Source organism: Salinimicrobium sp. WS361, assembly GCF_050750585.1.
Lineage (GTDB): Bacteria > Bacteroidota > Bacteroidia > Flavobacteriales > Flavobacteriaceae > Salinimicrobium.
The window spans coordinates 227975-246419 of sequence record NZ_JBOJLM010000004.1 but is presented as its reverse complement, the minus strand read 5'-3'; the positions used below and the strand labels follow the sequence as shown (position 1 = coordinate 246419).

Sequence of the window (18445 nt, the reverse complement as noted above, 5' to 3'; positions counted from 1 at the left end):
CTCCGAAGCAAAAAGAAACTATGAGTTTTAAAAAAGAAGACCTGTGAGGTTTTTAAAACCTCACAGGTCTCTATGTTTTAGCGTTTAGGTTCGATAACAAAATTTTCGGGTGGAGTGGCTCCAAGCAGGTGCTCCACAAAATAATCCCAGCGGCGACGCATCATGTAGTAAGAATCTTCTCCAAACCCATGGCGGGCATTGGGGAAAATAATAAGATCAAAATCCTTATTTGCATCTATAAGCGCGTCAACAACCAGGTAAGTATTGTAAGGCGGCACATTGTCATCTAATCCGCCGTGGGCCAGCAGAAGCTTTCCCTGCAGGTTTTCGGCGTAGTTCTGGTTGGCCTGCGCATCATAATTATCTTTGCCATCGGGGCTTTTGGTCATTAAGCCAATATACCTCTCTCCCCAGTCATCTTCGTAATTGCGGTTATCGTGGTTACCAGACTCAGCAATTCCTACCGAATAAAATTCGGGATGGCGAAACATTGCTGCAGCGGCGGCAAAACCACCTCCCGAATGCCCCCAGATCCCAACATTCTCGGCATCTATAAAAGGATATTTTTGAGCCAGTTGTCTAATTCCGGCTTTTTGATCTTCTAAGGTGTTTCCTGAAATATCTCCGTAACAGGCATCGTGAAAAGCTTTGGAACGACCCGGATTACACGAACCGTCAATGAGGATCACCACAAACCCAAGTTCGGCCAGCGCCTGATGATCGCTGCGTGCGGCCGAGAAATTTCGGCTTCCCACACTACCTCCCTGCGGCCCAGGGTAAACATAATTCACCACCGGATACTTTTTGTTTTCATCAAGATGAGTGGGCGTGAACATGAGGCCGTAAAGATCCCACTGCCCATCTGCCGACTTTACCGTAACGGGTTCGGGCGCTTTCCAACCGATTTCCTTTAATCGGGAAATATCTGACTCCTCTAAAATGGCAATTTTCTTTCCCTTTTTATTCCGAAGCACCGCAACAGGTGGCGTGGTTGGCGTGGAATAACTATCAACAAAATATTCGTGATCTGGAGAAAAATAAATGTTGTGATTGGCATTTTCGGGGGTTAGGAGTTGCAGGTTTTTTCCGCTGAAATCTACCCGGTACAAATGTGAAAAATAGGGGTCGCGCCCTGCTTCCTTACCATTGGCCTCGAAGTAAAGCACACGATTTTTCTCATCTACATGAAGCAGCCGGGTCACCACAAAATCTCCTTTGGTAATTTGCTGCTTCAGTTTACCGGTATTGAGGTCGTACAAATACAGGTGCCCCCAATTATCCCTTTCAGAATACCAGATGATCTCGTTGCTCTTTGGCAAATACTTCCAGTTGATGCTGCCCTGCCCCGATTCATACTGAGTTTCTACAGTTTCAGTAAAAATTTCTTTTACCTCGCCGGTAGCAGCATCGGCTAATTGCAGTTTGGCCTCTTTATGGTCGCGGGAAGTAGAAACAAACGCAAGTTTTGTAGCATCTTCATTCCAATAATTATCGTCGAAAGCACCACTGCAGGAAATATCATCACATAAGGTTCCGCGGCGCGCATCGGGCTCTGTTTGCAGTTCAATCACCTTGGGGTCATCTACCTCCACGATCACACGATGTATCTTGATCACCTCTTCATCTTCGGGCAGCGGGTATTTCCACTTTTGCAGGTTTGGTGCACCAACCTTTGTCTCCACCAGGTACATATCGCTAATGTGCCTTTGATCCTGCCTATAGGTGGCAAGCTTTTTAGAATCGGGCGACCAGAGCACAATAGGCCTGTCACTCTTTCTCCACCCGGCATTATCTGTAGCGTAACCAAAGTTTTCTATCCCGTCTTTGGTGAGTTGTTTTTCTTCCCCGGTTTCGAGATTGCGCAGCCACAGGTTCCAGTCTTTGATGTAGACCACCTTCTTGGCATCGGGCGAGAGGATCTCATTTCGTGAAACTTCGGGCGTTGTTCTCTTTTCCTCTTTCTTCGGAAGCAATTCGGTTAAAGAAGAAGCAATCTTTTTTTGTCCTGAAGAAGGATCTACCAGTACATATTCGGTTCCTTCCGAAGTATTAATCCTATACCAGAAGCGGCCATCATCAAGCCAGGTTGGCCTTACATTACTCCGGTAAACCAGATCATTGGTATTAAAACGAAGGAATTTTGTTGCCTGCGCGTAATCTTCAGCCGTAACTTGTTTGACAGGCTGTTGGGCAAAAGTGCTTAAAAACGTCAGCAAAAACAGGCTGCTCAAAAATGGGATTTTCTTCATGATTTTATTTTAGAAAACTTCAGGGACAAGATACACAAAGTAGTTTTTGTAAAAAATACACACGTTTACCTGTCAAAAAGTGCAGAATTAATTCACTTTTGGGAAGTTTCCGTCTCAGCTTTCTTATTTTTGAAGAAATACTATCACAACATGCTTTGTATAAAACATCATTCTACAGACCCTTACTTCAATATAGCTACAGATGAGTATATTTTTAAACACATCAAAGAAGACTGTTTTATGCTGTGGCGCAATGATAATGCGATCATTGTAGGCAAACACCAGAACACCCAGGCAGAGATCAACCACGACTATGTAAAAGAAAGAGGGATAAAAGTGGTGAGGCGGCTCTCTGGCGGCGGTGCAGTGTACCACGACCTGGGCAACCTCAACTTCTCGTTTACCCGCACGGGTGAGAATTATGAAATGATAGATTTTGAACGTTACACGCGGCCAATCATTGCGGTGCTCAAGGAACTGGGAGTGAACGCAAAATTTGAAGGCCGTAATGACCTCACCATTGAGGGGAAAAAATTTTCGGGCAATGCCGAGCACGTTTTTAAGAACAAGGTGCTGCATCACGGTACGCTGCTCTTTTCTTCAGAAATGACAGATGTGAGCGGGGCGCTTAAGATCAACCCTTTAAAATACAAGGACAGAGGCGTAAAATCGGTTCCCAATCGCGTGACCAATATTAGTGATCACCTCCCCGAAAAGATTAGCCTTGATGAGTTCACGAATAAGATCATGGATTACATTATCCACAACTTCGAAGATGCGCGTCTTTACGAATTTACCGATGAAGATTTGGCTGCAATCCAGAAGATAAGGGATGAGAAGTACAGCACCTGGGAATGGAATTTTGGCTACTCGCCCGACTATAACTTTAAGCAGGGCGCCCGCACCCCGGGTGGCACTGTAGAGATGAATATGAACGTGACCAACGGGATCATTCAAAAGGTGAAGATTACCGGCGATTTTTTCCATATTCGTGATATAGGCCCTATTGAAGAGGCTCTGGAAAATACCAGGCACGAAGAAAAGATGATTCGTGAAAAATTATCTCAGTTTGATTTTAGTGAATACTTCAATAAGATCACCGAAGATGATCTCGTAGCAATCATGTTTTAAACCTATTAGTAACTTAAACAACCTGAATGGAATTACTTATTTTATATGCGGTCCTTGCTATTTTCTTTTCCTTCATGTGTTCAATCCTGGAGGCTGCTTTTCTAAGCTTTACACCCTCATTTCTCAAGATAAAACTGAGAGAGGGCAAAGGTTACGCCCGCACCCTTACCAAACTCAAACAAGACGTTGACAAGCCTTTAATCGCAATTCTCACCATCAATACAATAGCTCACACAGTAGGGGCAATTCTTGTGGGGGTACAGGCAGAGAAGGTATATGGCGACGGCGGTAACGCTGTGGGAATAGTTTCGGCTATAATGACCCTTGCAATTTTAATTGTTTCTGAAATAATTCCGAAAACCATTGGTGCCACCTACTGGAAGAACCTTGGGAATTTTACTGCGAAATCTCTTAAAGCGTTCATTTTACCACTGAAATATACAGGGATGCTGTGGCTTATGATGCTCACTACAAAACTTATTGGGAAATCGGCACACGTGTCTTCCATGAGTCGGGAAGAATTTATTGCAATTACCGATGTAGCCGAAGAAGAAGGTGTTTTTGAAGAGCAGGAAACCACTGTGATCAAGAACATGCTCCTGTTCAAAAAAGTGAAGGCCAAAGACGTGATGACCCCTTTCTCTGTTGCCGTGACCGAAGATGAAAACAGAAGTATAGAAGATTTTCACAGGGAGCATCGAAATTTGAAGTTTTCGCGTATTCCGTTGTATGACAAGAGGCAGAATAACATTACAGGATTTGTCTTAAAAGATGATATCCTTGAAGAAATGGTAGATCAAAAAGGGCCCGAGCCTCTTAGCACTTTAAAGAGGAACATCCCCATGACTTCTGAAGATACGCCAATTCCGCAGTTATTCAATCGTTTTATACAGGAGAGAACACATCTCGCCATGGTGGTAGATCACTATGGTAACACTATTGGCCTGGTTACCATGGAAGACATTATTGAAACCCTCATGGGGCTGGAGATCATGGACGAGAGTGACAACGTACAGGATATGCAGGTACTGGCCCGCGAGAACTGGGAAAAAAGAGCCAGGAAGCTGGGTCTCTTAAAACAGGACCAGTCCGATATCAACGAAAAGAGCAATGAATAAAGCTTCGGTAAAAACGCCGCTCGGAAATGCAATTTTTGAAGGGGATGCCCATGGGATCTCAAAGCTTTATCTCACCGAAGAAATACCCGAAACTACTTCAGTTTCTACGCCATTTCTTCAGGAGGCGAAAGAGCAGCTTCAGCAGTATTTTTCGGGTGAACTCAAGGAATTTAACCTGAAACTCAATCCTGAAGGCACAGATTTTCAGAAGAAAGTATGGCAGGCCCTCCAAAACATCCCGTATGGCAAAACTGCTTCTTATATGGAGCTGGCGAAAGAACTGGGCGACCCGTTGGCGATAAGAGCGGTGGCAGCAGCAAATGGAAAGAACCCGCTGTGGATCCTGGTTCCCTGCCATAGAGTAATTGGCAGCGACGGCTCGCTCACAGGATATGCCGGCGGACTGTGGCGAAAAAAGTGGTTGCTGGATCACGAACAGCCGGTTAAACAACAAAGCCTTGCGCTATGAGAGGTGTCAAAAAAGGCATTTTTGGAACCCTTCTTTTCCTGGCGCTTGTCGTTGGCCTTATCTACCTGTTCAATTTTGATTATATCTTCAAAGGCATTCAGTCTACTTATTTGCAGGGGCATCTTACCGCCCACATTGATGATCACAAATTCTTTGACAACCGTAAAATAGAAGCCGGAACGCCCCAACCCTGGCCGCAGCACAAGAATTACAACCAATTTGATCTTTCAAAAGAACTTCAGGAGAAGAATGAAGCCGCCGAAACCATTGCTTTTTTGATCATAAAAAATGACAGCATCCTGTACGAAAGATATTCCGAAGAATACGGGCCGCTCTCCCACACCAACTCTTTTTCGGTCGCAAAAAGCCTGGTGGCAGCAATGCTTGGAAAAGCCATTTTTGAGGGTCATATCAAAAATCTTGATCAACCCGTAGCCGACTTTTTTCCGCAGTTTGATGAAAGGCTCAAGTTGCGCCATCTTGTGTCGATGTCATCAGGTTTGAACTGGGATGAAGATTATTACAATCCATTTTCAATGACCATTAGAGCTTATCTTGATGACAATATCAGGGAAATCGTTATGGATCTTGAAGTGGTAGAAGAACCCGGAAAGGACTTTAAATACCTGAGCGGGAATACGCTGCTGCTTGCTATGGTTTTGGAGAAAGCAACGGGAAAAAATGTTTCTGAATACCTGAGTGAAAGCTACTGGAAACCCATGGGCATGGAGACTTACGCACTTTGGCAGCTGGACAGCGAAGAAAGCGGCATGGAAAAAGCCTATTGCTGTATCGCTTCAAATGCACGCGATTTTGCCCGCTTCGGAAAGCTTTACAATAACTTCGGAAAATGGAACGGGAAACAACTGCTGGATTCGGTTTATGTGGCAGAATCAATTCGGCCGCAACTGAAGGATTATCCGCATTACGGGCTGGGTATTTGGCTGGAGGAATTTAAAGGGCAGGAAGTGTTTTACTTCCGCGGAATACTGGGGCAGTATGTGATCGTACTTCCGAAGAAAAATATCATCATAGTAAGATTGGGGCACGAAGGCGGAGAAGTTCCTGAAGATAAAGAACATCCCAATGATTTTTATTTTTATCTTGAGGAGGTGTTAAACACCCTTGAAGCTCATGATCAAGAAAATAGCGCTGCGCAACCTGCTGTTCCTAGACATTGAAACAGTTCCCGAAAATGCCACTTTTGCCGAACTTTCTGAAGAAAAACAGAAGTTATGGGAAGCAAAATCTCAATACCAGCGCAAAGAAGAATTTTCTCCCGAAGAGTTTTACGACCGGGCCGGTATCTGGGCCGAATTTGGAAAGATTGTTTGTATCTCGGTAGGATATTTCGCTTTTCAGGGAGAGAAAAGAACTTTTAGGATAACAACCTTCTGTGGAGGGGAAAAAGAGCTGCTAACAGCCTTTAAAGGCCTTATAGAAGGGCATTTTGGCCGACCCCAACACCTGCTCTGCGCCCATAACGGGAAAGAATTCGATTTCCCTTACATTGCCCGGAGAATGCTTATTCACAATATTGAACTGCCCAACAAACTTAACCTCTTTGGAAAAAAGCCGTGGGAAGTACCACATTTAGATACCCTCGAATTGTGGAAATTTGGAGATCACAAGCACTACACCTCGCTAAAACTTCTTTGTAATGTACTGGGAATACCTTCTCCCAAAGAAGATATTGACGGCAGCCAGGTATGCAAGGTGTTTTATGAAGAAGGTGACCTAAACAGGATCGTTTCTTATTGCGAGAGAGATGTGGTGGCCATTGCGCAGGTAATACTTAGGCTAAGGCAGGAGCCGCTTCTTGAAAGCGACGAAATTATGCACGTGGAGATTCCTTAAGGAACTGTTATTTATCCTGCTGCCTGTCAAAGTTTTAGTATATTTAAAATAGAGAGTCTCAAAAATGGCATTTTTGAGACTCCTTACGGAATGTTTAATCTAACGAACCTGTTATGTATTTATACGTAGAACAATGGAATGTAACCAAAGACTGGATGGATCTTTCTAAAGAAGATCGTCGCGCTTATATGAATAAAGTGAAAGGCGCCATTGATGAAATGAGCCGTGGTGGTGTTGAAAATGTGGGCTGGGCCATGAATGATGAGCATACCCCTTACCGAAGTGACTATCGCTATTTTGCAATTTGGAAACTGCCAAATCTTGAAGCCGTGGAACAGTTTGAAGACGGAATTGAAGAAGCCCACTGGCATAAATATTTTAGCCAGGTTAACACCCGCGGAAAGCTGCTTTCTTTAAATGAAGCTATGGATTTTCTTGTGAATCTTGAAAAACATTCGACTTCTATTTTGGATTAAATTCAAGTGACCTGCAAGGTCTTTTTTAGACCTTGTAGGTCTGAATGAAGTATATTTTACCAGAAAAAACAGACCTGCAAGGTTTTGAAAACTTGCAGGTCTGTTTCTTTTATAATTTCATCTCCGGAATTTCTCCTTCGACTATTAAAGTCCCTTCGGTTGCCTTCTGAATTTCCTCTACACTCACTCCCGGTGCTCTTTCGAGCAGCTTAAATCCTTTCCCGGTCACCTCGATCACTGCAAGGTTAGTTACAATTTTGGTAACACAGCCTACGCCCGTGAGAGGCAGGGAACATTTTTTCAGCAGCTTTGATTCCCCTGCGCGATTGGTATGCATCATGGCTACAATAATATTTTCGGCACTGGCAACAAGATCCATGGCACCGCCCATTCCTTTCACCATTTTCCCCGGAATCTTCCAGTTGGCAATGTCCCCGTTCTCGGCCACTTCCATGGCTCCAAGGATAGTGAGATCTACATGCTGACCGCGTATCATCCCAAAGCTCATAGCCGAGTCAAAATAACTGGCGCCGGGTAAGGCAGTGATGGTTTGTTTCCCGGCGTTGATAAGATCGGGGTCTTCTTCACCTTCAAAAGGAAAAGGTCCCATGCCCAGAATTCCGTTTTCACTTTGAAACTCTACCTCTATATCATCACGCACAAAATTGGCTACCAAAGTAGGAATCCCAATTCCCAGGTTGACGTAGTAGCCGTCTTTTACTTCCTGTGCTATTCTTTTTGCAATTCCGTTTTTATCTAACATTTTATTCAATTTGAAAATTTGAAGATTTGAGCCCCCAAACCCCCTAAAGGGGGCTTAAAGTGATCCTTTTTTTCTTACTGTTCGCTGTTCAATTCGCTTCTCATAATCTTTTCCCTGGAAGATCCTTTGTACAAATATTCCGGGAATGTGGATTTGGTTAGGGTCGAGTTCCCCGGGTTCTACCAGCTCTTCAACTTCGACCACCGTCACTGCTGCGGCACCACACATCACAGGGTTGAAATTACGGGCTGTACCTTTAAATATGAGGTTTCCGGCCCTATCTCCCTTCCATGCTTTTACGAAAGCAAAATCGGCTTTATAAGCTTCTTCAAGTACGTACATTTTTCCGTCAAATTCCCGTGTTTCCTTGCCCATGGCAACTTCGGTACCGTAACCTGCAGGAGTGTAGATGGCAGGAAAGCCCTGCTGTGCTGCCTGGCATTTGGCTGCCAGCGTTCCCTGCGGTGTAAGCTCTACTTCAAGCTCTCCACTTAACATTTGTCGCTCAAATTCGGCGTTCTCCCCCACGTAAGAAGAGATCATTTTATCGATCTGTTTCTTCTGAAGCAGCAGGCCAAGACCAAAGTCGTCGACCCCGGCATTATTGGAAATACAGGTGAGCTTCTTAAGGTTGAGACGAACAAGTTCAGAAATGGCATTTTCGGGAATTCCACTTAATCCGAATCCTCCCAGCATAAAAGTCATTCCATCATGAACCCCCTCAAGTGCTTCAGTAACATTCTGTACAGTTTTATTGATCATTGTTGATGGTTTTATTCCGAAAAATACAAAAAAATAAGGGCCCTTCGTAATATGAAGGGCCCTCCACTAAATTTTTCGTAATAAATACGCTATATATTAAAAATCCAATTCATCGGGGAGTCGATCTTCTTCGTCACTTTCATCAACACCATAAGTGCTACAATCGGTTCTAATGGTAACAACGTCGGGTTTCGGGAAAGGACCTTTTGCCACATTCAGCTCTTTATCATTATAAACCTTCTTCATGTAAGTCCCCCATATTGGCAATGCCATTGCGGCACCCTGGCCGTACCTTATAGATGGAAAATGCACCGACCTGTCTTCAGCCCCCACCCATACACCGGTGGCGAGGTTTGGTACCATCCCAATAAACCAGCCGTCACTTTGATTTTGAGTAGTTCCGGTTTTTCCTGCAATAGGAATTTCTTCCCTGTTGAAGTTGTAGGGATATCCTGTGACCACACTTTTGTAATACGGATCGTTAACTGCCCAGTCACCTCTCAACCTTGTTCCCGAACCATATTGGGTAACCCCTTCAAGCAGGTTCACAGTAACATAAGCGGTTTCTTTGCTAATTACATCGCGGGTTTCGGGCACATGCTGATAAAGAATGGTTCTGTTTTTATCTTCAATTCGTGTCACGATCACCGGCTTCACATAAACGCCTTCATTGACAAAGGTACTATAGGCCGAAACCATCTCGAACACACTAAGATCGGCTGTTCCCAGGGCAATGGAAGGAACTTCAGGAATATTTTCAGTATCAATCCCCAGTTTTTCAACCAAATCAATCACCGGCTTGGGTCCTGTACGGTCAATCAATCTTGCCGTTACCGTATTAATTGATTCTGCCAGGCCTTTTTTGAGGCTTACCATACCAATATAATCATCGGCTTTACCACCACTGTTTCTTGGGGTCCAGTCATTTTGATTGCCGTGTTTGCCTGCTTCAATAGTGTGAAGGCTCTTTGGCAGCGTATCACAGGGCGAAAGGTGCAGCTGGTCTATTGCGGTTGCATAAACAAAAGGCTTAAAGGTAGATCCTACCTGTCTCTTTCCCTGTTTTACGTGATCGTACTTGAAATGCTTAAAATTTGTTCCACCCACCCAGGCTTTAACTTCCCCGGTTTGAGGTGTCATAGACATCATCCCTGCCTGGAAGAAAGACTTGTAGTAAAAAATGGAATCGCGCGGGGTCATAGTGGTATCTATATTCCCCTTCCATGAAAATACTTCCATTTGAGTAGGAGTGTCAAAAGATTTGATGATCTCTTCTTTTGACAGGCCCTGGTCTTTTAATATTCTCCAGCGTTCACTACGCCGCATAGCATCAGAAATAACTTTTTCGATCTCTTCTTTAGAGATATCCCTAAAAGGTGCCGTTTTGTTGTTCCTGTTCTGCCTGTCGAATTCTTTTTGCAGATTTGCAATATGCATTTGCACTGCTTCTTCGGCATACTCCTGCATACGGCTGTCAATACTGGTGTAGATCTTCAATCCGTCGCGGTAGATGTTGTATTCACCGCCATCGGGTTTTGGATTCTCTTCGATCCATTCTTTCATGAAACCCTGAAGGTATACTCTAAAATAAGTAGCCACTCCCTCATCATGACCCTGCGGGGAAAATTTAATATTTAACGGAAGTTGTTGTAAAGAATCTTCTTCAGCTTCTGTGATATAATCATTTGCCTCCATTTGGCTGAGTACCACATTGCGACGCTCTAAAGAGTTCTCTTTAAACTGCTCTTTTTGAGGGTTGTACAAAATAGGGTTTTTAAGCATGGCTACCAGCACTGCAGATTCTTCTACATTAAGGTCTTTAGGCTCCTTATCAAAGTAGATCTTAGCCGCCGATCGCACCCCGACTGCCTGGTAGAGGAAGTCGTATTTATTGAGATACATGGTGATGATCTCTTCTTTAGTGTACTGTCGTTCTAACCTGGTTGCAATGATCCACTCTTTAAACTTCTGAAGTACCCTTGCAGCCGGATTTCTGGAAGCATTTTCAGTAAACAAAAGTTTTGCCAACTGCTGGGTGATAGTACTGGCTCCTCCTCTTTTCCCTAGGAAAACAGCAGCACGCACCGTACCACGGGCATCTATGCCCGAATGTTCATAAAACCGTTCATCTTCTGTAGCAATAAGTGCTTCTACCAGATGTTGAGGCAGATCTTCATATTTTATGGGAGTACGGTTCTCGTTGTAATATTTACCCAATGTTTCCCCGTCTGAAGAAAAGATCTCGGTAGCGAGATTTGTCTCGGGGTTTTCAAGTTCTTCAAAAGTGGGCATAGATCCAAACACTCCCCAGCTTGCCAGCAGAAAAAGGAGTACTACAGCACAAATTCCCAATGCGAAAATTGACCAGAACCAGGTTTTATAGCGACTGTAATTTCTTTTTTTAGCCGCTTCCTGATTTGCTTTCCCAGATGTTTTTGCCATCTATTATTGTTGTTGTTTAATGTCTTCTATTCTAAAACCAACCTCTGTTATTCCTTCAAGTTTTTTAATTCCTTCTATGCTGTCACGCCTGCGCATGGCCTGCTGTACAGTCACCAGATATTCACCAGATTCGGTAAACCTGAAGTTCTCCTTATACCAAAGCTTGCTTTCCTTTACATCACCAAAGCCCGTGCCAAGCCATTCTCCAGACGGCGCAGCCATCTCATATTGAAGGGTATCGCTTATCACCTTTCCATTTGGGAAGTTTAACTCGGTAATTAAATAGATATTGTTGAAATTGTACTTTGAATTATTCCTGAGGTTGATAAAAAGATTGTAATCTTTAAGCGTATCGGGGGCTTCAAAGCGAATCTCTACAAGAGAATCTCTTTGCCATTCCCCGTTGGATATGGATTCATACCTGTCAAAAACCCGTTTTTTATCGCAGGATGTAAAAAATAAAAGTCCCAAAAAGAGCAAAAAAACTGATCTTTTAATCATCCTTCTTCGGTTTTCTCTTTTTGCGTTTGCTCTTGCGCTTTTTCTTCCCTGTTCCTTTAGAATCAAAACGCGTAAGGCTATCCTGCCCCACCACATTGTGATAATCGGGTTTCTCTTCCTGCTGCAGTTCTACAGCATATTCTTCAAGACTACCAACAGATTCCTTTTTAGAATTTGCTGCAATGATCTTGTTTGCCTGTTCTACCGTAAGCGTATGCCAGTTGCTCCAGTCACCCTCATAAGCATACCACAGGAAACCTTTAAAAATGTCAATTTTTTGACATACTGCAGTACCTTTTTTGGTGTACAGTTTTATTTCAGACTTCGGAAAATCCTTTAATGCATCAAGATAGGTATCAAGCTCATAATTAAGACAGCACTTCAGCTTTCCACATTGTCCTGCCAGTTTCTGCGGATTAAGTGAAAGTTGTTGATATCTCGCTGCAGAAGTATTTACACTTCGGAAGTCGGTAAGCCAGGTAGAGCAGCACAATTCCCTTCCGCAGGAACCAATTCCGCCTAAACGGGAGGCTTCCTGCCTGAAGCCTATCTGCCTCATCTCAATCCTGGTGTTGAATTCGCGTGCAAATTCTTTAATAAGTTGTCTAAAATCAACCCTTTCTTCAGCAGTATAATAAAAAGTAGCTTTTGAAGCGTCACCCTGAAACTCGATATCGCTTATCTTCATTTGAAGGTTTAAGCGAATGGCAATCTCACGGGCACGGACTTTCATTTTGTCCTCCCGCTCCCTGGCTTCCTGCCAAATATCAATATCCCGCTGTGTAGCTTTTCTATACACCTTTAGCACTTCACTGCTGTCTTGCCGCACCTTTTTCTTCTTCATCTGTACGCGCACAAGCTCGCCCACAAGAGCGACCACCCCTACGTCATGGCCGGGAGCAGCCTCGGTGGCTACAACATCACCAATGCTAAGGCTCAAATTATCTGAGTTCTTAAAAAAGTGTTTCCGTCCGTTCTTAAAACGTACTTCCACTATATTGAAAGGCTCCATTCCCTGGGGAAGGGCCATATTCGATAACCAGTCGAACACCGAGAGCTTATTACAGCTATCGGTCCCGCAGGTACCGTTGTTCTTACATCCTTTAGGCTGACCGTCTTTGCCGGTCGAGCAACTGTTACATCCCATAATCTATATATTGAAATCCTGGAGACAGGAAATTATCCCCTTTCCGGATTGAATCTTATTAAAAACTATTGAGGTAAATATACCATTATTTATGGAACGCACTCTTGAGAAACTAATTGTCAGTTCTTGTACTTAAGTACTTCAGAACGGCCTTTTTTGAAGATCTTGTTACTGTTCCCCTTGCCTTTTCTCAATGCCTTCTGCTCTTCATAGGGCAATGCCGCAATGTTCTGGCAGTCTGTAGAACAGCAGCTACTCATTTTCTCTGCACACTCCTCACACTGAATAAACAGGAGGTGACAGGCCTCATTGGCACAGTTCACATGAGTATCACAGGGTTTCCCGCATTGATGACAGTTAGAAACCACGTCTTCACTAATACGCTCCCCTCTTCTATGGTCAAAAACAAAGTTCTTACCCAGGAACTTATTCTCCAGTTTCAGGTTTTGTACCTGCCGGGCGTATTCTATAATTCCGCCTTCCAGTTGGTACACCTTTTTAAAACCTTTGTGCTTGTAATAGGCGCTGGCTTTTTCACAGCGAATACCACCTGTACAGTACATCACAAGGTTTTTATCTTCCTTGTGATCCTGAATATCTTTTTCAATGATATCAAGACTGTCCCTAAAAGTATCCACATCGGGGGTCATGGCTCCCTGGAAATGCCCAATCTCACTCTCGTAATGATTTCGCATGTCCACAAGAATGGTGTTTGGATCATCTATGAGTTCATTGAATTTTTTCGCATCCACGTGCACCCCTTTGTTGGTAACATCAAAGCTTGCGTCGTTTAGCCCATCTGCAAGGATCTTGTCACGAACTTTGACCTTCAGCTTCAGGAAAGATTTAATATCGTGTTCAATGGCGATATTAAGACGCACGTTCTCGAGGAAGTAGATTCCGTCGAGAAAATCCTTAAACTTTCCGAAGTTCTTAGCGGGAACAGAGAGCTGGGCATTAATACCCTCATGGGCCACATAGATTCTTCCCAGGACTTCCATTTGATCCCAGGCGATAAAGAGATGGTTCCGGAAAAGCTCCGGATTTCCAATTTTGGCATATTGATAGAAAGAGAGCGTAAGCCGGTCTTCGCCAGCCTCCTCAAGTAGTGCTTCCCTTTCTTTAGCGCTTAATTTATTGTACAGTTGCATGCTATACTAACGATTTAAGGTTAAAGAATTTTGCGCAAAGATAAGGGTTTAAATGAAAAAATGCCCGGATGTGATATCGGGGCATTTTTTTCGAACGGCTAATTCGTTATTAATACTTTTAATTCTTCAACTAAAAATAAGAATAACGTTAGCCACCGTCCACCCGGCAGCTGCAGCTAAGACTAACTACTGCCAGGCTACCGGAAATACTTAGAATAATATTCCGTTTTAAAAATTTCATATGTTGATAGTTGGTTTATTTAATAGATGCACAAAAGCAGAAAAGGTTGCGTATTAAATTTAGCACATATAAAAACTTATAGTATTTTAGCAGCAATATCATATAAAAGAAGCCGAATTAAATGAGCAACGAGAAAGAAAGAGAAGCTAAATTAAAAGCCCTCAAACTCACCCTTGACAAGATGGATAAAACCTATGGTAAGGGTACAGTAATGAAGATGAGTGACCAGAGCGTCGTAGATGTAGATGTGATACGCAGTGGGTCTTTAGGGCTTGACCTTGCCCTTGGAGTTGGAGGATATCCCCGCGGAAGAGTTATAGAAATTTACGGGCCTGAGTCTTCAGGAAAAACAACCCTTACTTTACACGCCATAGCCGAGGCACAAAAAGCAGGAGGTATTGCTGCATTTATTGATGCTGAACATGCTTTTGATCGCTTTTATGCTGAAAAACTGGGAATTGATCTTGATAACCTGATCATTTCGCAGCCCGACAACGGGGAGCAGGCTCTTGAAATTGCCGATAACCTGATTCGCTCGGGAGCTATAGATATTATCGTAATTGATTCTGTTGCTGCTTTAACACCTAAGAGCGAGATTGAAGGGGAAATGGGAGATTCAAAAATGGGATTACACGCCCGTCTTATGTCCCAGGCGCTAAGAAAGCTTACAGCTTCTATTAGCAAGACCCATTGTACCGTGATCTTCATCAACCAGCTAAGGGAGAAGATTGGGGTAATGTTTGGAAACCCAGAGACCACTACCGGTGGTAACGCGCTGAAATTCTACGCCTCAATTCGTCTTGACATTCGCAGATCTACCCAAATCAAGGATAGTAACAGCGAAGTGCAGGGGAACAAAACCAGGGTTAAAGTTGTTAAGAACAAAGTAGCTCCACCTTTTAAAACTGCCGAGTTTGACATCATGTATGGCGAAGGAGTTTCTAAAATTGGTGAGATTATTGACATAGGTGTAGATTACGAGATCATTAAAAAGAGTGGTTCGTGGTTTAGCTATGAAGACACCAAACTGGGCCAGGGCCGGGATGCAGTAAAAACCCTGCTAAAGGATAATCCAGATCTAATGGAAGAGCTGGAAACCAGAATAAAAGAAGCCATGACAGTGGCAAAAGCATAAAAAACTCTTAAAATCCCGAATTTTTTCGGGATTTTCTCTTTTTAGGCGCAACCATTTGGCAATTTGTGCATCTCTTAAACAGAGACCCCAACCAGCCAATGCCGTTATGAAAAATCATTCCCAGATCTATGACTGCGACACCTACTGTGAAAACGGCATACTAAAGAGGGAAATTTTAAAGGCTAATTCCTCCGGAAGACCGGGAACCTCTCACGATTCCCGATCTTCCTTTTTTACAAAACCATCCCCCCCTGTTTATTTTACAAGACTAAAAAATATTGAGACGGTAATACACTTTGTTGCAGAACCGGCTGAAATTCCTATATTTAGGTCTCCTGAAGCTCCACAAAAAGCCCCGGAGAACTACCAGTGGGCAACTATGCCGACGGAATTTTTCAACAGCACTTAATATTGAAATATTGGGCATTAAGCAACTCATACAAAAATGCAAAAAGCAGGACATAAAGGCGCAGGAGCAGCTTTATAAGATGTTTGCACATAAATTGTTCCCGGTTTGCCTTAAGTACTCATCAACCTATCAACAGGCAGAAGACAACCTGCAGGACGCATTTTTGATGATCTTTAAAAGCATGCCCCAGTATAAAAATAAAGGTTCTTTTGAAGGATGGATGAAGAGGATCGTGATCAACACCGCCCTTCAGAAATATAGAAAACAAACAGTCTTTGAGATCATTAGAGATGATTTTCACAAAGATCCAGAAATTGAAGTAGAAGAGGATGAAGTTTCCGTTGATTACTTACTGGAGATCATACAGCAGTTGCCAGATCGTTACCGGCAGGTCTTCAATCTCTATGTACTCGATGGTTTCTCCCATAAAGAAATTGCTGAAATGCTAAATATTTCTACCGGAACCTCAAAATCGAATCTTGCAAGGGCCAGAGTGATCCTGAAAGAGAAAATAGAAAGCAGTCTCTATAAAACAGCCGCCCGATCTGTATAATGAAAGAAAAGAAGTACATAGACCGGCTCTATCAGGAGAAGTTTCGCGATTTTGAAGCAGCGCCCAGCGATGCCGTGTGGAAAAATATTGAAGCCAAACTTCAGGAAAAGCAAAAACGCCGGCGCGTAATACCGCTTTGGTATCGCTATGCCGGTGTGGCCGCCATACTGGCCTTCTTTTTTATGATTGGAGACTGGATATTGCCCGTAAAAAATTCTACATCTGTAGCCGGTGAAGAGACAGAAGCACCTGTAATGAATAGGGCGCTTTCACCAATAATTCCGGTTATACCTATTACTTCGGAAGAAAGCACGGCTGCTATAGCGAGTCCTTCTGAAGTATTAACCCGCAATTCTAAACCTGTTGCTAACAAGAAAGCTTCAGAAGAAAATATGAGAACCGCTGAAGAAACAGCTTCAGAAATAAGTTCCAAAAATGCCATTTTTGACACCCCTCTGGCTGTTGTCTCTATACCACTTCAGCAGGAAAAAACAGCTTCCGAAGATTCGAAACCTGAAGATTTAAGACCTTCAATCTTTGATGCCGTGAAAACTCCTGAAGAAACAGAAGTAGCCAGCACCCAGGAAAAGAACCACTTTGAAGTCTCTACCCATGCCAGCCCCATTTATTACGGCAAAATGGGAACCGCGAACCCTCTTGAGGTGGGTTATAACGATAGCAGGCAGGCAGAAATCACTTATTCCTATGGGGTGAGGCTGGCTATGGAGCTTAGCGATAGAATAAAGGTAAGATCGGGCGTTAGCCGTGTAGATCTTGGTTATAGCGCAAATGGCATTGGATACCAGTCGGCCACCGGAATCTATTCTGTAAGAAATACTTCCCTGGTAAAAGTCAAAGATTCTGATATGAAGATGGTTTCCGGCAGTTTTACGAATAACCGAACCAGCAGCACCAACCGTACCCAGGCCGGGATATTCACCCAGGGTAATCTAAGCCAGAAAATAGGATATATTGAAGTTCCCATAGAAGTTGAGATCAACCTGTGGAAAAATAAGTTTGAGGTGAATCTTATTGGGGGTGGAAGTACGCTAATCCTGGAAGATAATGAAGTTACCCTTAGCACAGGCAACACTACGGCGACCGGAAAAGCCAATAACCTAAATGAAGTGAGTTTTAGCGCCAATATTGGTTTGGGGCTGGATTACAAGCTTTCAGAAAAATTCAAACTCAACCTGGAACCTATGCTGAAGTATCAGCTAAAAACTTTTGACCAGCCCAATGGAGATGTACAGCCTTATTTCATGGGCGTGTACACAGGTTTCAGCTATAAATTTTAAGAAAGTCTACCAGATTTTAGTTCCTGCAGGATCACCTCCCTCGTCTGCTCCCGAACTTCCTTTTTATTTTGCTGCACAAGACCTTTTGTAGGGATAAATTCTTTGATCTTTACGCGCATTTTACCCGGGCTACCCTTAGTGAAAATGTAAGGAAAGCGTTTTTTATTGTCGTAAAATACAATAGGAACTATGGGAATCTGGTGGTCTATAGCCAGGCGGAAAGCGCCATCTTTAAAGTTGTCGAGAAGAACACAGGTATCATCGGGCACGCCACCTTCAGGAAAGATGCAAATACTTGTGCCGTTATTCAATCGGCGTTGTGCGCTGTCAAAAACTTCCTTTCGGCTTCTTTGATTCTGGCGGTCAACAAGAATACAGGTACGTTTATAAAAATATCCAAAAAGGGGAATTTTTGCGAGCTCTTTTTTTCCGACGAAAACGAACGGATTCTTAACAGCCACCAGCATGAGCATAATATCGGTCATTGAGGTATGATTGGCAACCAGCATATAACTTTCCCCTTTCACAAGTTTTCGTTCCCGCTTTATTTTAGGGAAGAAACCCATTCCGTATAAAATAAAGTAAGCCCACCAGCGCGCAATCATAAAGAACTGCGGATAAAACCTCGTCCTGGAGGTAAACAAAAGTAAAAACGGAAAAAAAACAATGATGGGAATGGCCATAAGGATATAGAACCATATTCTCCACAAGACAACCAGGAAAGACCTAAGTATATGCATAAC

Annotated in this window: 18 protein-coding genes; 10 read left to right on the top strand and 8 right to left on the bottom strand. The window is 43.3% G+C overall.

The annotated features are described in order from the left end of the window. Positions 1 to 77: 77 nt before the first annotated feature. Positions 78 to 2249, bottom strand: coding sequence for a DPP IV N-terminal domain-containing protein (locus tag ACQ93I_RS05830; RefSeq protein ID WP_431697610.1), 2172 nt, complete (start codon positions 2247 to 2249; stop codon positions 78 to 80). A gap of 150 nt (positions 2250 to 2399) precedes the next feature. On the opposite strand from ACQ93I_RS05830, the gene ACQ93I_RS05825 reads away from it, so the two are divergent. From ACQ93I_RS05825 to ACQ93I_RS05800, 6 genes are all read left to right on the top strand, one after another. Next, positions 2400 to 3380 (top strand): lipoate--protein ligase, encoded by a 981-nt coding sequence (locus ACQ93I_RS05825; RefSeq protein WP_431697609.1) that lies wholly within the window; start codon positions 2400 to 2402, stop codon positions 3378 to 3380. Positions 3381 to 3406: 26 nt separating this feature from the next. Continuing rightward, positions 3407 to 4498 (top strand): CNNM domain-containing protein, encoded by a 1092-nt coding sequence (locus ACQ93I_RS05820; protein ID WP_431697608.1) that lies wholly within the window; start codon positions 3407 to 3409, stop codon positions 4496 to 4498. Continuing rightward, complete coding sequence (locus ACQ93I_RS05815; RefSeq protein WP_431697607.1) at positions 4491 to 4967, top strand: methylated-DNA--[protein]-cysteine S-methyltransferase; 477 nt, start codon at positions 4491 to 4493, stop codon at positions 4965 to 4967. The genes ACQ93I_RS05820 and ACQ93I_RS05815 overlap by 8 nt, the downstream gene beginning before the upstream one ends. Further along, a complete protein-coding gene (locus ACQ93I_RS05810) occupies positions 4964 to 6148 on the top strand; it encodes a serine hydrolase domain-containing protein (protein ID WP_431697606.1) in 1185 nt (394 codons plus the stop codon). The genes ACQ93I_RS05815 and ACQ93I_RS05810 overlap by 4 nt, the downstream gene beginning before the upstream one ends. Then, complete coding sequence (locus ACQ93I_RS05805) at positions 6102 to 6824, top strand: 3'-5' exonuclease (protein ID WP_431697605.1); 723 nt, start codon at positions 6102 to 6104, stop codon at positions 6822 to 6824. Before ACQ93I_RS05810 ends, ACQ93I_RS05805 begins: the two co-directional genes overlap by 47 nt. 113 nt (positions 6825 to 6937) lie before the next feature. Next, on the top strand, positions 6938 to 7300 hold the full coding sequence (locus tag ACQ93I_RS05800) for a DUF6616 family protein (protein ID WP_431697604.1): 363 nt from the start codon (positions 6938 to 6940) through the stop codon (positions 7298 to 7300). 109 nt (positions 7301 to 7409) lie between these two features. Here the strand turns inward: ACQ93I_RS05800 and ACQ93I_RS05795 are convergent, their stop codons facing one another. The 6 genes from ACQ93I_RS05795 to ACQ93I_RS05770 all read right to left on the bottom strand — a co-directional run bounded on the left by ACQ93I_RS05795 (position 7410) and on the right by ACQ93I_RS05770 (position 14066). Beyond that, positions 7410 to 8063: a CoA transferase subunit B gene (locus ACQ93I_RS05795; protein WP_266070112.1), complete on the bottom strand. Its 654-nt coding sequence runs from the start codon at positions 8061 to 8063 to the stop codon at positions 7410 to 7412. A 54-nt stretch (positions 8064 to 8117) separates the two neighbouring features. Next, positions 8118 to 8825 carry a CoA transferase subunit A gene (locus ACQ93I_RS05790; protein WP_431697603.1) on the bottom strand — a complete coding sequence of 236 codons (708 nt, stop codon included), beginning with the start codon at positions 8823 to 8825 and terminating at the stop codon, positions 8118 to 8120. A gap of 96 nt (positions 8826 to 8921) precedes the next feature. Beyond that, positions 8922 to 11267, bottom strand: coding sequence for a penicillin-binding protein 1A (locus tag ACQ93I_RS05785; protein ID WP_431697602.1), 2346 nt, complete (start codon positions 11265 to 11267; stop codon positions 8922 to 8924). 3 nt (positions 11268 to 11270) lie between these two features. After that, positions 11271 to 11768 (bottom strand): gliding motility lipoprotein GldH, encoded by a 498-nt coding sequence (locus ACQ93I_RS05780; RefSeq protein ID WP_431697601.1) that lies wholly within the window; start codon positions 11766 to 11768, stop codon positions 11271 to 11273. Beyond that, positions 11761 to 12915 carry a PSP1 domain-containing protein gene (locus tag ACQ93I_RS05775; protein ID WP_431697600.1) on the bottom strand — a complete coding sequence of 385 codons (1155 nt, stop codon included), beginning with the start codon at positions 12913 to 12915 and terminating at the stop codon, positions 11761 to 11763. Before ACQ93I_RS05775 ends, ACQ93I_RS05780 begins: the two co-directional genes overlap by 8 nt. A 119-nt stretch (positions 12916 to 13034) precedes the next feature. Further along, positions 13035 to 14066, bottom strand: coding sequence for a rhodanese-related sulfurtransferase (locus tag ACQ93I_RS05770; protein ID WP_431697599.1), 1032 nt, complete (start codon positions 14064 to 14066; stop codon positions 13035 to 13037). A gap of 362 nt (positions 14067 to 14428) precedes the next feature. Here ACQ93I_RS05770 and recA point away from each other — a divergent pair, with 362 nt between their 5' ends. From recA to ACQ93I_RS05750, 4 genes are all read left to right on the top strand, one after another. Next, the gene (gene recA, locus ACQ93I_RS05765) at positions 14429 to 15442 is read left to right on the top strand and encodes a recombinase RecA (protein ID WP_431697598.1); all 1014 of its coding nucleotides are present in this window, start codon (positions 14429 to 14431) and stop codon (positions 15440 to 15442) included. A 106-nt stretch (positions 15443 to 15548) separates the two neighbouring features. Further along, complete coding sequence (locus tag ACQ93I_RS05760; protein WP_431697597.1) at positions 15549 to 15851, top strand: hypothetical protein; 303 nt, start codon at positions 15549 to 15551, stop codon at positions 15849 to 15851. Positions 15852 to 15861: 10 nt separating this feature from the next. Next, entirely contained in the window at positions 15862 to 16404 is a 543-nt protein-coding gene (locus ACQ93I_RS05755; protein ID WP_266070121.1) for an RNA polymerase sigma factor, read from the top strand. After that, complete coding sequence (locus ACQ93I_RS05750) at positions 16404 to 17702, top strand: hypothetical protein (protein WP_431697596.1); 1299 nt, start codon at positions 16404 to 16406, stop codon at positions 17700 to 17702. Before ACQ93I_RS05755 ends, ACQ93I_RS05750 begins: the two co-directional genes overlap by 1 nt. On the opposite strand, the gene ACQ93I_RS05745 is transcribed toward ACQ93I_RS05750, so the two are convergent. Beyond that, positions 17699 to 18442, bottom strand: coding sequence for a lysophospholipid acyltransferase family protein (locus ACQ93I_RS05745; protein ID WP_431697595.1), 744 nt, complete (start codon positions 18440 to 18442; stop codon positions 17699 to 17701). The two genes, ACQ93I_RS05750 and ACQ93I_RS05745, sit on opposite strands and share 4 nt — an antisense overlap. Between the last annotated feature and the right edge of the window lie 3 nt (positions 18443 to 18445).

Bases quoted from the DNA above. Each gene is read 5' to 3' on its own strand.
- ACQ93I_RS05830 (WP_431697610.1), bottom strand. From the start codon at position 2,249: ATGAAGAAAATCCCATTTTTGAGCAGCCTGTTTTTGCTGACGTTTTTA.
- ACQ93I_RS05825 (WP_431697609.1), top strand. From the start codon at position 2,400: ATGCTTTGTATAAAACATCATTCTACAGACCCTTACTTCAATATAGCT.
- ACQ93I_RS05820 (WP_431697608.1), top strand. From the start codon at position 3,407: ATGGAATTACTTATTTTATATGCGGTCCTTGCTATTTTCTTTTCCTTC.
- ACQ93I_RS05815 (WP_431697607.1), top strand. From the start codon at position 4,491: ATGAATAAAGCTTCGGTAAAAACGCCGCTCGGAAATGCAATTTTTGAA.
- ACQ93I_RS05810 (WP_431697606.1), top strand. From the start codon at position 4,964: ATGAGAGGTGTCAAAAAAGGCATTTTTGGAACCCTTCTTTTCCTGGCG.
- ACQ93I_RS05805 (WP_431697605.1), top strand. From the start codon at position 6,102: ATGATCAAGAAAATAGCGCTGCGCAACCTGCTGTTCCTAGACATTGAA.
- ACQ93I_RS05800 (WP_431697604.1), top strand. From the start codon at position 6,938: ATGTATTTATACGTAGAACAATGGAATGTAACCAAAGACTGGATGGAT.
- ACQ93I_RS05795 (WP_266070112.1), bottom strand. From the start codon at position 8,063: ATGTTAGATAAAAACGGAATTGCAAAAAGAATAGCACAGGAAGTAAAA.
- ACQ93I_RS05790 (WP_431697603.1), bottom strand. From the start codon at position 8,825: ATGATCAATAAAACTGTACAGAATGTTACTGAAGCACTTGAGGGGGTT.
- ACQ93I_RS05785 (WP_431697602.1), bottom strand. From the start codon at position 11,267: ATGGCAAAAACATCTGGGAAAGCAAATCAGGAAGCGGCTAAAAAAAGA.
- ACQ93I_RS05780 (WP_431697601.1), bottom strand. From the start codon at position 11,768: ATGATTAAAAGATCAGTTTTTTTGCTCTTTTTGGGACTTTTATTTTTT.
- ACQ93I_RS05775 (WP_431697600.1), bottom strand. From the start codon at position 12,915: ATGGGATGTAACAGTTGCTCGACCGGCAAAGACGGTCAGCCTAAAGGA.
- ACQ93I_RS05770 (WP_431697599.1), bottom strand. From the start codon at position 14,066: ATGCAACTGTACAATAAATTAAGCGCTAAAGAAAGGGAAGCACTACTT.
- recA (WP_431697598.1), top strand. From the start codon at position 14,429: ATGAGCAACGAGAAAGAAAGAGAAGCTAAATTAAAAGCCCTCAAACTC.
- ACQ93I_RS05760 (WP_431697597.1), top strand. From the start codon at position 15,549: ATGAAAAATCATTCCCAGATCTATGACTGCGACACCTACTGTGAAAAC.
- ACQ93I_RS05750 (WP_431697596.1), top strand. From the start codon at position 16,404: ATGAAAGAAAAGAAGTACATAGACCGGCTCTATCAGGAGAAGTTTCGC.
- ACQ93I_RS05745 (WP_431697595.1), bottom strand. From the start codon at position 18,442: ATGCATATACTTAGGTCTTTCCTGGTTGTCTTGTGGAGAATATGGTTC.